This is a genomic window from Rhodoferax sp. (genome assembly GCF_011391645.1).
Lineage (GTDB): Bacteria > Pseudomonadota > Gammaproteobacteria > Burkholderiales > Burkholderiaceae_C > Rhodoferax.
This window is the reverse complement of sequence record NZ_JAABQC010000077.1, coordinates 1-13,074: the sequence shown is the minus strand read 5'-3', so window position 1 is coordinate 13,074 and position 13,074 is coordinate 1. Positions and strand designations below refer to the sequence as shown.

The window sequence follows — 13,074 nt, the reverse complement described above, 5'->3', positions numbered from 1 at the left end:
GATAACTCCTCCCCTCCCAAACGGCCCAGCGTGTCAACCTGGCGCAACAAGGCGCGCGTCGGCAAACATCACTGAGCCGACCCAGGCGAGGGCACAACCGATTGCCACGCCGACACACAGCAGCCACGCGATTGGACGGATACCTATGCGAACGAGCCAGGCACTCATATTGCAGTGGGTGTCTTGGTCAAGCTCCGCTGGGCTCAAAGCGGCAGGCTGACTTTGATCGATTGAAATTTATGCGCATGCAATGAAGTATCGTGCATTCGATGGCGAACTGGCCAAGCAAAGAAATGTACTAATTCTTGCTTGCTCGGTGAGCTCACACCTCCCAGGCTGTGACGAATGCCCCCGCAAGGCCCAATTGAGCTTGATTTGCTTCGCTTGATCCCTCTGCGCATCGCACTTCGCCACCAGCGGCGACCCTCGTGCTTCAATAAAGTATTTGAGTGCCAAAGTCGGCTATTTGGCAGGCAAATCGCAAATCTCAGCTTAGGCTCCGTGCCTTCTCGAGTCATTCCCGACCAAAAACCCAGTGACTCCCGACGCTGCAAAAAGAGTCCGGCAACAACAGCCTCGACCCGGCTGCATTTTTATTTATAAAACGCCTCCACCCGTCCCTTGAGCTTGATCAGCAGCGGGTTGCCCTTGCGGTCGCGCGTTTTGCCGGCGGGCACTTTGACCCAGCCCTCGCTGACGCAGTATTCCTCGACGTTGAACAACTCCTTGTCGTTGAGCCGGATGCCGATGTCATGCTCGAACACGGCCGCCACATGGTGCGGGCTGCGGGCGTCACCGGACAGGTGGTCAGGAAGTTCTGGTTTTTGTGGGCTGTCGGTCATGAGGTTCTTCTATTTGATGAAAGTGAACAAATGCCGATTTTCCAACATTTGGCACCGGCCAAGTCTGTGTCATTCACAGCGCCTCGCGCAACGTCATCAAGTGCCAGCGGCCATTGGTCCATAAATTCTTGGTGCTTGGTTCATGCTCAAGCAGCAAAGTGCGCAACAGCGGCCCCAGCGGCGTGGTGTCGGGGTTGGCCAGCATCACGTAACGCGCCTCGCCATCCTCGCGCTCTTCCTGCAGCTGCCCGACCCAATCCATTTCCACCAAGGTTTCCAGCACTGGCTCAAGTTGCAGGGCATCAACCTTGAGGTGCTGCGTCAAGCCAGTCATGGTCAAGCCTTTGTCTGGCGCGGTGCGCAGGGGCTCCAATTGCTGCAGCACCTCAATGGCCAGAAGAAACTGCCAGCCTTGGGCACTGACCCGGCGCCGCACACCACTGAGCAGGCTGGGCAGATAGGCGGCGATGACCGCGCCCAACAACACGATCACCCAGCCCACGTAAATCCAGATCAGCATGATGGGCAGCGTGGCAAAAGCCCCGTACAGTACCGAATAGGTCGGCACCTTGCCCAAATAAATGACCAGCAATTTTTTGGCCAGCTCGAAACCCACCGACACAAAGAGCCCGCCGACCAAGGCGTGCGCCCAATGCACCCGGGTATTTGGCACATAGCGGTACAGCGCGGCCAGCCCCAGAGCCAGCAGCACAAATTGCAGGGTATCGAGCAGCAGTCCGACGCCACCCGGCAGACCGCCGACCAGCCCTTTGGAGGCCGACAGGGCATAAGACGTCAGGCTCAAGCTGAGTGCCAGCAACACGGGGCCAAGCGTCATCACGGCCCAGTAAACCAGCACGCGCTGCCCCAGGGGCCGACGTTTGCGCACCCGCCAGATGGCGTTCAGGGTGCGGTCAATCGTCAAAATCAGCGCCAGCGCGGTGACAAACAAGACGCCCAAGCCAACGCCGCCGAGTTTGCTGGCCTGGCCGGCAAATTGGGTCAGGTAGCCCAGCACTTGGCGGGCAATGTTGTCCGGTATCAGGCTTTGAACCAGCCACTGCTGCAGCACCACTTGAAATTTGGCAAACATCGGAAATGCGGTAAACACCGCCAGCACCACCGTGACCAGAGGCACTAATGCAATGGTGGTGGTAAAGGTCAGGCTGCTGGCCGTGAGCCCCAAACGGTCTTCGCGGAAACGCTCGAGTAGCGTTTGCGCGGTATTTCTCCAGGGAAAATTCGACACGTCATTTAGAAAGACATCCAGCCTTTGGGGCCAGGCCGTGCGTGCTGTGGGTGATGAGCTCATGGCCGCTATGATGCCACTGTCATGAACCCAACCATTACTTCCCCCCTTACCCCGGCCACAACAGGCGTGGCCTTGACCCGAATTCTGGCCGTTGGCAGCCTGCTGGGGCTCATTGTCCTGGGCCTGGCCTGGGAACTGCTGCTGGCGCCACTGCGCCCGGGCGGCTCCTGGCTGGCGCTCAAGGTGTTGCCATTGTGCGTGCCGCTGGCGGGCCTGCTGAGAAACCGCATGTACACCTACCGCTGGGTCAGTTTGCTGGTTTGGTTGTACTTTACCGAAGGCGCAGTGCGCGCCTACAGCGACGCCGCGCCAAGCAATTACCTGGCAATGGTCGAAGTTTTCCTGTGCCTGACGCTGTTTACCGCTTGCGCACTGCATGTGCGGCTGCGGCTCAAAAACGCCGCCAAAGCAGCCAACACCCCTCTTGAAACCGCTCCCGCCAGCCATGCAGACCCTGCTCTCTGACCTGAAAACCATCGTCGGGGCCACCCATGTTTTGACCGACGGCGACCTCAGCGCCTGGACCCAGGACTGGCGCAAACGCAGCCATGGCAGGGCGCTGGCCGTGGTGCGCCCAGCCTCCACCGACGAGGTGGCGCAAGTGGTCAAGGCCTGCGCCAACTATTTAATGCAGCACCCCGACTGCGGCTTGAGCATCGTGCCGCAAGGTGGCAACACCGGTCTGGTGGTGGGCTCCACGCCCGACGAGACGGGTCGGCAAATCGTGCTCAGCCTGCAGCGCATGAACGCCGTGCGCAGCCTGGATGCGGCCAACCTGACCATGACGGTAGAGGCCGGCTGCATTTTGCAGTCGGTGCAGGAACGCGCCGAATCCGAGGGCTTTCTGTTTCCGCTGAGTCTGGCGGCCGAGGGTTCGTGCACCATTGGCGGCAATTTGGGCACCAACGCCGGCGGCACCCAGGTGCTGCGTTTTGGCAATGCGCGTGACCTGTGTCTGGGGCTGGAGGTGGTGACCCCGCAGGGCGATGTCTGGCAGGGCCTGAGCGGCTTGCGCAAGGACAACACCGGTTACGACCTGAAAAATCTCTACATCGGCGCCGAAGGCACGTTGGGCATCATCACCGCCGCCACGCTCAAGCTGTATCCGCAACCCAAGGCACAACTCACCGCCTGGGCCGCTGTGCCGTCGATGGAGGCGGCCGTGCAACTGCTGGGGCTGGCGCACCAGCACCTGGGGGCCAGCCTGACCGGGTTTGAGATGATGGGCCAGTTTGCCCTGAGCTTGGTGGCCAAACATTTCGAGACCTTGCGCGTGCCGCTGTACCAGAGCAGCGCCTTTTGCGTGCTGCTGGAAAACGCCGATGCCGAGTCAGAAGCCCATGCCAGAAGCCAGTTTGAGGGCTTGCTCGAAGCCGCGCTGGACGATGGCTGTGTGACCGACGCCGTGGTCGCCGAGAACCTGGCGCAGGCACAAACCCTGTGGCAGATTCGTGAGAGCATTCCGCTGGCGCAAGCCCAGGAAGGGCTCAACATCAAACACGACATTTCGGTGCCAGTGTCCGCTTTTGCCACCTTTGTCGCCCAAACCGATGCGCTGCTGGCACAGGCCATCCCTGGTGTGCGGCTGGTGAACTTTGGCCACCTGGGCGACGGCAACCTGCACTACAACGTGCAGGCGCCCGAGGGGCAGGATGCGGCTGTTTTTTTGCGCGAGCAAGAAGTGCGCGTGAACCAGATTGTGTTTGATTCGGTGCTGGCGCATGGCGGCTCGATTTCGGCCGAGCACGGCGTGGGCAGCCTCAAGGTGGATCACCTGACTCACTACAAATCACCGGTGGCCTTGAACACCATGCGCGCCATCAAGCAGGCACTGGACCCGCACAACCTTTTGAACCCGGGGCGGGTGGTGCGGATCGGCTAGCGGATCAAGAATGCCAGCACCCGCTCAGCCAGCTTGCCATAAGGCGGCCACAGGAACCTGACCGTGCTGAAGCGCGCCTGGTAAAACACCGGGCGCATTTTGGAAAAGGTCTCGAAGCCTTCATGGCCGTGGTAATGCCCCATGCCGGAATCACCCACACCGCCAAAGGGCAGGTCGTGCTGGCCCACATGAAACAGAGCGTCATTGACTGACACGCCGCCCGACATCACCCGGTCAAGGATGGTTTGCACCTGCGCCTTGTCATGGCTGAACGGGTACAGCGCCAGCGGGCGCGGCCCGGCGTTGATATGGTCAAACACCTGGTCCAGATCGGTATAGCTGCACAGCGGCAGGATCGGACCAAAGATTTCGCGCTGCATCAGCAGGGAATCTAACGGCGCGTCCAGCACGATGTGCGGCGCGATTTTGCGCGTGGCTGCATCGAAGGCGGGCCCGTCCAGCAGCGGCAGCACTTGGGCGCCCCGGTCCCGGGCGTCTTGCAGCGCAAACAGCAGCCGCTCAAAGGCGCGCTGGTCAATGATGGCGGTGTAGTCCGGGCTGTCAAGCCGCGGGTAGCGTTGCCGGGCAAAGGCGCGTGCCAGGCGCACAAATTCGTCCACCTTGGCCGCCGGTAGCCAGGCATGGTCGACGGTGGTGCAAATCTGACCTGCATTGAGCAGCTTGACAAACATGATGCGCTCGACCGCCGTGTGCAGCGGGAAGTCGTCGCAAACAATGGCCGGCGCCTTGCCGCCCAGCTCCAGCGTGACCGGGCACAGGTTTTGTGCCGCCGCCGCCATCACAGCCCTGCCCGTCTGGCCGGAGCCGGTGAACAGCAGATGGTCAAACTTCAACTGGGAGAAGGCCACACCCACGGCGCCGGTTTCGTCAAAAAACTGCAGCTTTTCCGGCGGAAAATAAGCCGGCATGTGCGCCATCAGGTAGGCGGCAAGGTGACGCGAGTTTTCGCTCATCTTGACCATGGCGCGGTTGCCCGCGGCAAAGATGTAGGTGAGCGGCACCAGGCTCAGGTTGAGCGGAAAGTTCCACGGCACGATGACACCCACCACGCCCAGCGGCTGCGGAATCACACGGTTGCTGGCACCCAGAAAATTGCGCCAATCCACGCCCCGGCGCTGCGGCTTCATCCAGCCGCGCAGATGCTTGAGAACATGGTCAATGCCGTCCACCACCGGCAACACCTCGGCCAATAGCGTCTCGTGGCGGGAGCGGTGGCCGTAGTCGGCGCTGATGGCATCGCACAGCGCCTCCTTGTGCTCGCGCACGAAGCGCTGCAGGTTGCGCAAATCTGCGGTGCGCTCGGCCAGCGTGGGGACAGGGTGGGCCAAATAGGCTTTGCGCTGCAGCGCCAGCGCAGCATCGAGCGGGCTTGTGTTGGGGGTCTGGTTCATGGCATCGAGAAGTTTATGCCGTAACCCTTGAACCGTGAGCGCCCAACGATGCGATTGAACTCATGCCCCTAATTGACGAAAGTCAGTCGTCATTGCGAGTCGCGCAGCGGCGTGGCAATCCATGCAGCCAGACGCCATGGATTGCTTCACTGCGTTCGCAATGCCCATTTTTTTCACCAAATTGACACGCCCGCATTGAACTTGAACAGGTTCACCACAAGGCCTCAAGCCGTCCATCACTCAGGCGCACGGCGCGGTCGGCCATGGCGCGGGCCTCTTGTTCGTCGTGCGTGACCAGCAGGGTGGGCATGCCGGCAGCCTTAATCCGGGCACGGAATTCATCGCGCAGGCTGGTGCGCAAATCGGCATCGAGCGCCGAAAATGGCTCATCGAGCAGCAGCGCGCGCGGCTGGGTGATCAAGGCGCGTGCCAGCGCCACGCGCTGCTGCTCACCACCCGACAAATGCCAGACCTTTTGCCGGGCGTGGTTGGCCAGGCCCAGCAGGGCCAACATGTCCAGCGCCTGGGCTCGGGCGCGGGCCTTGCCCTGCTTTTGTTCAATCAAGCCAAAGGCCACGTTGTCGAGCACGTTGAGGTGTGGAAACAAGGCAAAGTCCTGAAACATCAGGGCGAAACGGCGCCGCTCGGGCGGCAAGCGGGTGATGTCCTGGCCGTCAAACCAGACACTGCCAGTCAGTGGCTGCTGCAAACCCGCCACGATGGCTAGCAAGGTGCTTTTGCCACTGCCGGACGGCCCCAGCAAAGCGACAATTTCACCAGCGGTCACCGCCAGATGGATGTCTTGCAGCAAAGCGCTGTCGCCATAATTCTGGCTGATGTGACGCAGATCAAGCATGGTGCAAAGTTCCCACAGGTAAGGCGCCGATCGCCGGTCGCCTGCGCTCATGGCCCTCCATCACCGGCCACTCGATCAGCAAAAACGCCAGCAGCGCCAGCAGCATCAAAACACTCGCCAGCACAAAGGCCTGGTCCAGACTGGCAGCGCCCGGATGGCTCAATCGCCGGTAGATCAGGGTGGTGAGCGTGGCCCACTCGGGGCGCGACAAAAACAAGGTCACGGCAAACTCACCCAGCGCCGTGGCGGCCGCAAAGGCCATGCCACGGCGCAGAGCCGGGCGCAACAGTGGCAGCGTGACGCGCCAAAATGCGCGCCGCGGACTGGCGCCCAGCGTGCGGGCCGCGAGCAGCACATGCGGCGGCAAACTGTCCAGCCCGGCAGCCATGGCTTTGGCCACAAACGGGTAAGCCAGCACCGCGTAGGCCGCCAGCAACAGCGGCAAACTGGCGGTCCAGCTTGGGTACAACAGCAGCAGGCCAAAGGCCACCGTGACCGGCGACACCACAAACGGCAAAAAGGCAGCGGCGCGCCATAGCACCGATTTTTGTGCGGCCAGCGCATGCAAGACGCCCAGCAGGGTGGCCAGCAACAAGGCGATGCTGGAAAACCGCAGTGTGTTCCAAAGCGCTGCTGCAACTTCAGCGTCCAGCAGCGTGGCCCAAATCACCCAGCCAGCCTCCATCGCGCGCCACAGAATTGCCAGAATCGGCAACGCGCAAATAACGAACAACACCGCCAATGCCGCCGTCAAGGCCAGCCACTGCGACAGGCCTTGCGGCCGCGTGCGTGCCAGCGGTTGCACCCGGCTGGGCGCTGCCAGGCGTTTTTCCAGCAGCGCATACAGCAGGGCCACGCCACCGGTGAGCACCAGCATCCACAGCGCCAGCACACTGGCCTGACCCAGTTGCAGCTCGTGTGCCACCAGGGTGTAGATTTCGACCTCCACCGTGGCAAAACGCTGACCACCCAGCACCAGGGCCAGGCCGAAACCGGCAAAGCAGTACAAAAACACCAGGCACAGACTTGACATCAGCCAGGGCGCAATGGCCGGCCACTCGATGCGCCAAAAGGCGCGCCACGGCGTGGCCCCCAAGGACCGCGCCGCCGCCACCTGGCGCGCGTTGACCTGCCCCAGCGCATCGACCCCGGCGCGTACCACCAGGCACAGGTTGAAAAACAGGTTGCCGTACAGCAGCAGCCAGGGTGTGTCCTGCAAATTGATGCCGAGCCAGCCACTGAGCAGACCGCGCGGCCCCCACAGCGCCAGCACGCCAAGCGCGGCCACCAGCGTCGGCACCACAAACGGCAGCATCAGCAGGCGCAGCACCAGCGCGCGCCCGGCAAACTCGAACCGCGCCAGCACCCAGGCCAGCGGCAGGCCCAGCACAAAGGCCATCAGGCAGGTGATGCCCGCTTGCGCCAGTGACCACAACACACGCCAGCGCAGGTAGTCGTCCTGCCAGGGGGTCAAGAGCGTCCAGTTGCTGCTGGCGGCTCCCGGCCAGCTGGCCTCGCCGGTGAAGCCGGTCCAGGCCAGCCGGGCCAGGGGAAAGATCAGCAACAACAGCAGCGCCGCAGCCGGCAGCAGGGCGAGCCACAGGCTGCTTTGCCATTGACCAGCATTCGTCGCGGGGGCGCGACTTCTGCACAACAACCACACTTGTTTAAGATTGAACATTGGAAACCCTGTGGGAGCTGCGCCCTCGCAGTGAAGGCATCAAGCCTACTTCAACACCACCTTGGTCCAGCGCGCCACCCAGTCCGCGCCCTGACCCGCGATCACCTGCGCGGCTGGAGCTTCAAAGGCGGCGGGCTCGGCGGCGTGGCGCATCACCTCGGCGCGCGGGGTGTTGGCCTGCACCGGGTACATCCACATCTCGGTTTGCAGCGCTTGCTGCACTGGCTCTGAACGCATGAAATCGACAAACTTCAAGGCCGCAGCACGCTGGCCACCGCCCTTGACCAGGCCCACGCCTTCGACCTGGCGAAAGACGCCGCCCTTGAGGTTCAGGCTGGCGGTGGGGGATTCGGCGATTTTTTCCTTGCTGTAAAACACTTCGGCCGCCGGGCTGGTGGCATAGCTCACCACCAGTGGATAGGCGCCCTTGTTGCGGGCAAAGTCGGTGTAATAAGCTTCGCTCCAGCCCTTCACCACCTTCAGGCCGTTGCCGCGCATCTGCGCCCACCAGGCAAAGGCATTCTCTTCACCCATGCCTGAAATGGTGGCCAGCAAAAAGGCATAGCCGGTGCTGCTGGTGGCTGGGTTGGGCGTGACCAGCCAACCCTTGTAGGCGGGCAGCGTCAAGTCCTGCAAAGTCTTTGGCAAAGCTGCACCACTTTTGGCCACCGCCGCCTTGTCGTAGTTCAGGGTCACAAAACCATAGTCCACCGCCGCCAGCGCAGCGCCCAGGTTGGCGTCGGGGGCACTCACCGTTTGCGGCAATGTGGGTTCCAGCACACCGGCGGCCAGCGCCTTGCCTACCAGGGTGTTGTCGATGCCAAACACCGCATCGGCCACCGGTTGGGCGCGCGTCAAAATGAGTTTGTTGAGCATTTCACCGGCATCACCACCCTTGATGATGGCCAGCTTGACGTTGTTATTCGCCTCGAACTGTGCCAGCAGGGGCTTTGGCAGCGAAAACGAACTGTGCACCATGACGCGCAGTTCATCGGCCGCCAGGGCTTGGGTGGACACAGAGAATGCGCCCAGCGCGGTAGCGGCCAGGGCGAAAAGACGACGGTTCATGGCAAAGCCTTTCAGTGCGCCGGCGCGGGCAGGCGCTGGGTGAAAGGCAGAACCGGCAGACGGCAAGCCCTTGAACCTTCACGCTCCCTACGCTGGCATGATCCAGATCAGGTAAGGGGACTGTCTCAGCCCGTCTTGCAACGGACACCCCCGGTGAGGTCGTGATTGTAATGATGCGACATCAACCGAGTCGACATGGCGCCCCAGTCAACCCTTGCAAGGCTCAACGGATGAGCGTCTCCACCGCCAGAATCGCGGCCTGCAGACGTTCTTCACCCAAGCCAGCCACCTCGATCTGAGGAACGTGCATGGCCTGCAGTTCACGCTGGATGCGGGTGTGGACTGCGGCGCGCACCAAGGCACCATCGCGTTGCATGCCATCGGGCAGCCAGGGCAAGTCCGGGCCAAGAACCAGCGTCAGTGCATAGCGCGCGTGCAGGGCCTGGGCGCAATCAAAAAGTGAGCGGTCTGAAAAATAATGGTCGCTGTAGATGGCGGTGAGCAGCGGCGCACTGTCGCAAAACACATAGGCGCGGTCTGCTTGCCGGGCCTGGGCGGCCACCTGTTCTTCGTGCTCAAACTGGGCACGCATGATGCCGGCCTGCTCATCCATCCTGGGCGTGCGGCCCTGCTGATCACAAAAGGCGCGCAAATGCTCGGGCACCCAGAGTCCGTCAAAATGCGCAGCCAACGCCTGCGCCAGCATGCTTTTGCCGGTGCACTCGGCACCGATCAGGCAGATGAGTTGCGGGCTAGGCATGCGGAGATTTCGTCACTGCAAGCCCTTAGATAGACTCAGGACCGGCTGATTCACATCAGGCCTGCAGGCATGGCAAGCCACCCAGGTATGGCCGAAGCACCTCGGGCACGGTCACCGAACCATCGGCATTCTGGTAGTTTTCCAGCACCGCCACCAGGGTGCGGCCCACCGCCAGGCCCGAGCCGTTCAAGGTGTGCACCAGCTCGTTTTTGCCCTGCGCATTCTTGAAGCGGGCTTGCAGGCGGCGCGACTGGAAAGCCTCGCAGTTACTCACCGAGCTGATCTCGCGGTAAGTGTTTTGCGCCGGCAGCCAAACTTCCAGATCGTAGGTTTTGCTGGCGCCAAAACCCATGTCGCCGGTGCACAGGCTCATCACACGGTAAGGCAGTCCCAGCTTTTGCAGAATGGCTTCGGCGTGGCCAGTCATGACTTCGAGCGCCTCATAACTTTTGTCGGGGTGCACGATCTGAACCATCTCGACCTTGTCGAACTGGTGCTGGCGGATCAGCCCACGGGTGTCGCGCCCGGACGAACCGGCCTCGGACCTGAAACATGGCGTGTGGCCGGTGAGTTTGATCGGCAGTTCGGCTTCGGCCAGCACCACGTCGCGGACAAAGTTGGTCAGTGGCACCTCAGCCGTGGGAATCAGGTACAGCGCGGTGTTGTCGGGCTGGTCCTCGCCCTCCTGACCACCTTTTTTGGCGGCAAACAGGTCGCCCTCGAACTTGGGCAACTGGCCGGTGCCGCGCAGGGTGTCGCCGTTCACAATGTAGGGCGTGTAGCACTCGGTATAGCCATGCTCCTGGGTCTGCACGTCGAGCATGAACTGGGCCAGCGCACGGTGCAGGCGGGCGATCGGGCCCTTCATCACGGTAAAACGCGCGCCGGTGAGCTTGACGCCCATGGCAAAGTCCAGCCCCAGTGGTTCACCCACGTCCACATGGTCCTTGATCTCAAAGTCGAATACTCTGGGCGTGCCCCAACTGCGCACCACCACGTTGCCATGCTCGTCTGCCCCCACCGGAACGCTCTCGTGCGGCAGGTTGGGAACGGCCAGCAGCAGGGCTTGCAGCTCCAGCTGAATCTGGTCGAGTCGCTTGGCTGACGACTCCAACTCGTCCTTGATGCCCGCCACCTGCGCCATCACCGCATCCACTTCAGCGGCGCCGGCCGGGCCCTTGGCCTTGAGCTGGCCAATCTGCTTGCTCGATGTGTTGCGCTGCGCTTGCAACGCCTCGGTGCGGGTCTGGATGGTTTTGCGCTCAGACTCCAGCGTGGTGAAAGCTGCCACGTCCAAAAAAACTTGCGGGCTTTTGCGAGTTTCCAGGCGTGCCACCACTTGGGTCAGGTCTTTGCGCAGCAGGGTGATGTCTAACATGATTGTGAAATTGAAAATGAATGGGATTCGTCACTGCGAGGGTCGCGCGGCAGTCCATGTCCTCGGATGTCATAGATTGCCACGCCGCTGCGCGGCTCGCAATGACGGCTATTATTTTGCTTAGTCAGCGTCATTCTGATTCGGTCGCAGGCCCTTGGGCAGCGGAAACTTGACACTTTCAGGGTCGCCCGGCATGCGCTGCACCGACACTGCCCCGAATGATCTCAGGCGATCAATCACCTGGGCCACCAAAATCTCGGGGGCCGAGGCACCTGCGGTCAGGCCCACGCGCTGGCAGCCCTCAAACCACTGCAACTGCAATTCGTCGGCGCTGTCAACCATATAACCGGGCGTGCCCAGCTTGCGCGCCACCTCGGCCAGGCGGTTGCTGTTGGAACTGGTGGGGCTGCCCACCACCACCACCACATCCACCTGCGGACTCATCAGCTTGACCGCGTCCTGGCGGTTTTGCGTGGCATAACAAATGTCTTGCTGCTTGGGCTCGCGCACATTCGGAAAACGCGCCTTGATGGCGGCCGCAATGGCCGCCGCATCGTCCACACTGAGGGTGGTTTGCGTGACCACGGCCAGCCTGTCGGTCTGCGCCGGCTGGATGCGCGCCACGTCCGCCACGTCTTCCACCAGGTGAATGCCACTGTCCAACTGACCCATGGTGCCTTCGACCTCGGGGTGACCTTTGTGGCCGATCATGACGAACTCATAGCCCTCTTTGGCCAGCTTCGCCACTTCCACATGCACCTTGGTCACCAGCGGGCAGGTGGCATCAAAAATACGAAAGCCGCGCGCCACCGCCTCAAGCTGCACCGCCCGGCTCACGCCATGGGCAGAAAACACCAGCGTGGCGCCGGCCGGAACATCGTCCAGATCTTCAATAAAGATAGCACCCTTGACCTTCAGGTCGTCCACCACATAGGTGTTGTGCACGATCTCATGGCGCACATAGATGGGCGCGCCAAACTTGGCCAGCGCGCGCTCGACAATCTCGATGGCGCGGTCAACACCCGCACAAAAACCGCGCGGCTCGGCCAAAAGAATCTCAACATCCGCATTCATGTTCATAACACCCCGATCACCTGGACTTCAAACGTCACCGGCTGACCTGCCAGCGGGTGATTGAAGTCAAACCGCACCGCCTCCCCCTTGGCGTCATTGCGAAAATCCACAATCACGCCGGCAAATTCGCCCATGCCGTCAGGTGTCACAAACTTGACAACATCGCCGACGGCATAAGTTTCATCGGCCGCACCGAGGTCAGTGAGTTCCTTGCGCGCCATCCACTGCAACATGTCGGGGCTGCGCGGGCCAAAAGCCTCGCCAGCGGGCAATTCGATGGTGGTGCGGGTACCCTCGGCCAACCCGATCAGGCGCGCCTCAACCGCCGGCGCGAGTTCGCCGGTGCCCAGGGTGAGCGTGGCGGGCGCTGATGCGAAGGTATTGACCACATCCCCGGCCGGGCCGCTCAGGCGGTAGTGCAGGGTTAAGAATGAACCGGGTTGAACCGTGAGGCTGGAGCTTGTCATGAGAATCCTGTGCGTCAGCGACGCGATAAAGGTGAGCCGATCATGTCCTGCAATTACCCCCCGGGGCAAAACCCTCAGGGCGCTGGCATAAACTGGGTCACATTGTAAAAGCCCACACCATGCCCCTCAAAGACCTGCCCCCTGATGCCCGCCCGCGCGAAAAAATGCTGGCTCGCGGCCCCGGCGCTTTAAGCGACGTGGAGCTGCTGGCGCTGCTGCTGCGCACCGGCATCAAGGGCAAAGGGGTGTTTCAACTGGCGCGTGAGTTGCTTGACATCAAGCCCGGCGCGGACGGACAGAACGGCTTTGACGGCATCGCCGGGCTGCTCAACGCCACCGCCG

13 protein-coding genes and 1 riboswitch are annotated in these 13,074 nt (G+C 62.0%); of the genes, 3 read left to right on the top strand and 10 right to left on the bottom strand.

Annotated features, from left to right (window positions below):
- Nucleotides 1–593: 593 nt before the first annotated feature.
- A complete protein-coding gene (locus GPS82_RS10210; RefSeq protein ID WP_296494183.1) occupies nt 594–842 on the bottom strand; it encodes a DUF3297 family protein in 249 nt (82 codons plus the stop codon).
- Between the two features lie 73 nt (nt 843–915).
- Nucleotides 916–2,154: a YihY family inner membrane protein gene (locus GPS82_RS10205; RefSeq protein WP_296494179.1), complete on the bottom strand. Its 1,239-nt coding sequence runs from the start codon at nt 2,152–2,154 to the stop codon at nt 916–918.
- 21 nt (nt 2,155–2,175) lie between these two features.
- Here GPS82_RS10205 and GPS82_RS10200 point away from each other — a divergent pair, with 21 nt between their 5' ends.
- Both GPS82_RS10200 and GPS82_RS10195 read left to right on the top strand, forming a co-directional pair.
- Nucleotides 2,176–2,619: a DUF2069 domain-containing protein gene (locus GPS82_RS10200; protein WP_296494176.1), complete on the top strand. Its 444-nt coding sequence runs from the start codon at nt 2,176–2,178 to the stop codon at nt 2,617–2,619.
- Nucleotides 2,600–4,036, top strand: coding sequence for an FAD-binding oxidoreductase (locus GPS82_RS10195; protein WP_296494186.1), 1,437 nt, complete (start codon nt 2,600–2,602; stop codon nt 4,034–4,036). Before GPS82_RS10200 ends, GPS82_RS10195 begins: the two co-directional genes overlap by 20 nt.
- Here GPS82_RS10195 and GPS82_RS10190 read toward each other — a convergent pair.
- From GPS82_RS10190 to GPS82_RS10155, 8 genes are all read right to left on the bottom strand, one after another.
- On the bottom strand, nt 4,033–5,448 hold the full coding sequence (locus GPS82_RS10190; RefSeq protein WP_296494172.1) for a coniferyl aldehyde dehydrogenase: 1,416 nt from the start codon (nt 5,446–5,448) through the stop codon (nt 4,033–4,035). The genes GPS82_RS10195 and GPS82_RS10190 overlap by 4 nt on opposite strands.
- 211 nt (nt 5,449–5,659) lie before the next feature.
- Entirely contained in the window at nt 5,660–6,304 is a 645-nt protein-coding gene (locus GPS82_RS10185) for an ABC transporter ATP-binding protein (RefSeq protein ID WP_296494169.1), read from the bottom strand.
- Nucleotides 6,297–7,985 (bottom strand): iron ABC transporter permease, encoded by a 1,689-nt coding sequence (locus GPS82_RS10180; RefSeq protein ID WP_296494167.1) that lies wholly within the window; start codon nt 7,983–7,985, stop codon nt 6,297–6,299. The genes GPS82_RS10185 and GPS82_RS10180 overlap by 8 nt, the downstream gene beginning before the upstream one ends.
- A gap of 45 nt (nt 7,986–8,030) precedes the next feature.
- The gene (locus GPS82_RS10175; protein WP_296494165.1) at nt 8,031–9,053 is read right to left on the bottom strand and encodes a thiamine ABC transporter substrate-binding protein; all 1,023 of its coding nucleotides are present in this window, start codon (nt 9,051–9,053) and stop codon (nt 8,031–8,033) included.
- A 66-nt stretch (nt 9,054–9,119) separates the two neighbouring features.
- Nucleotides 9,120–9,215: riboswitch (TPP riboswitch) on the bottom strand.
- A 61-nt stretch (nt 9,216–9,276) separates the two neighbouring features.
- The gene (locus GPS82_RS10170) at nt 9,277–9,813 is read right to left on the bottom strand and encodes an ATP-binding protein (protein ID WP_296494162.1); all 537 of its coding nucleotides are present in this window, start codon (nt 9,811–9,813) and stop codon (nt 9,277–9,279) included.
- A gap of 55 nt (nt 9,814–9,868) precedes the next feature.
- Nucleotides 9,869–11,191, bottom strand: coding sequence for a serine--tRNA ligase (serS, locus tag GPS82_RS10165; protein ID WP_296494160.1), 1,323 nt, complete (start codon nt 11,189–11,191; stop codon nt 9,869–9,871).
- A gap of 120 nt (nt 11,192–11,311) precedes the next feature.
- Nucleotides 11,312–12,271 (bottom strand): 4-hydroxy-3-methylbut-2-enyl diphosphate reductase, encoded by a 960-nt coding sequence (gene ispH, locus GPS82_RS10160; protein ID WP_296494158.1) that lies wholly within the window; start codon nt 12,269–12,271, stop codon nt 11,312–11,314.
- Complete coding sequence (locus GPS82_RS10155) at nt 12,268–12,732, bottom strand: FKBP-type peptidyl-prolyl cis-trans isomerase (protein ID WP_296494154.1); 465 nt, start codon at nt 12,730–12,732, stop codon at nt 12,268–12,270. Before GPS82_RS10155 ends, ispH begins: the two co-directional genes overlap by 4 nt.
- 119 nt (nt 12,733–12,851) lie before the next feature.
- Here GPS82_RS10155 and GPS82_RS10150 point away from each other — a divergent pair.
- The coding region (locus tag GPS82_RS10150; protein ID WP_363717448.1) for a UPF0758 domain-containing protein at nt 12,852–13,074 on the top strand (223 nt) is incomplete at its 3' end.

Bases quoted from the DNA above. Each gene is read 5' to 3' on its own strand.
- GPS82_RS10210 (WP_296494183.1), bottom strand. From the start codon at position 842: ATGACCGACAGCCCACAAAAACCAGAACTTCCTGACCACCTGTCCGGT.
- GPS82_RS10205 (WP_296494179.1), bottom strand. From the start codon at position 2,154: ATGAGCTCATCACCCACAGCACGCACGGCCTGGCCCCAAAGGCTGGAT.
- GPS82_RS10200 (WP_296494176.1), top strand. From the start codon at position 2,176: ATGAACCCAACCATTACTTCCCCCCTTACCCCGGCCACAACAGGCGTG.
- GPS82_RS10195 (WP_296494186.1), top strand. From the start codon at position 2,600: ATGCAGACCCTGCTCTCTGACCTGAAAACCATCGTCGGGGCCACCCAT.
- GPS82_RS10190 (WP_296494172.1), bottom strand. From the start codon at position 5,448: ATGAACCAGACCCCCAACACAAGCCCGCTCGATGCTGCGCTGGCGCTG.
- GPS82_RS10185 (WP_296494169.1), bottom strand. From the start codon at position 6,304: ATGCTTGATCTGCGTCACATCAGCCAGAATTATGGCGACAGCGCTTTG.
- GPS82_RS10180 (WP_296494167.1), bottom strand. From the start codon at position 7,985: ATGTTCAATCTTAAACAAGTGTGGTTGTTGTGCAGAAGTCGCGCCCCC.
- GPS82_RS10175 (WP_296494165.1), bottom strand. From the start codon at position 9,053: ATGAACCGTCGTCTTTTCGCCCTGGCCGCTACCGCGCTGGGCGCATTC.
- GPS82_RS10170 (WP_296494162.1), bottom strand. From the start codon at position 9,813: ATGCCTAGCCCGCAACTCATCTGCCTGATCGGTGCCGAGTGCACCGGC.
- serS (WP_296494160.1), bottom strand. From the start codon at position 11,191: ATGTTAGACATCACCCTGCTGCGCAAAGACCTGACCCAAGTGGTGGCA.
- ispH (WP_296494158.1), bottom strand. From the start codon at position 12,271: ATGAACATGAATGCGGATGTTGAGATTCTTTTGGCCGAGCCGCGCGGT.
- GPS82_RS10155 (WP_296494154.1), bottom strand. From the start codon at position 12,732: ATGACAAGCTCCAGCCTCACGGTTCAACCCGGTTCATTCTTAACCCTG.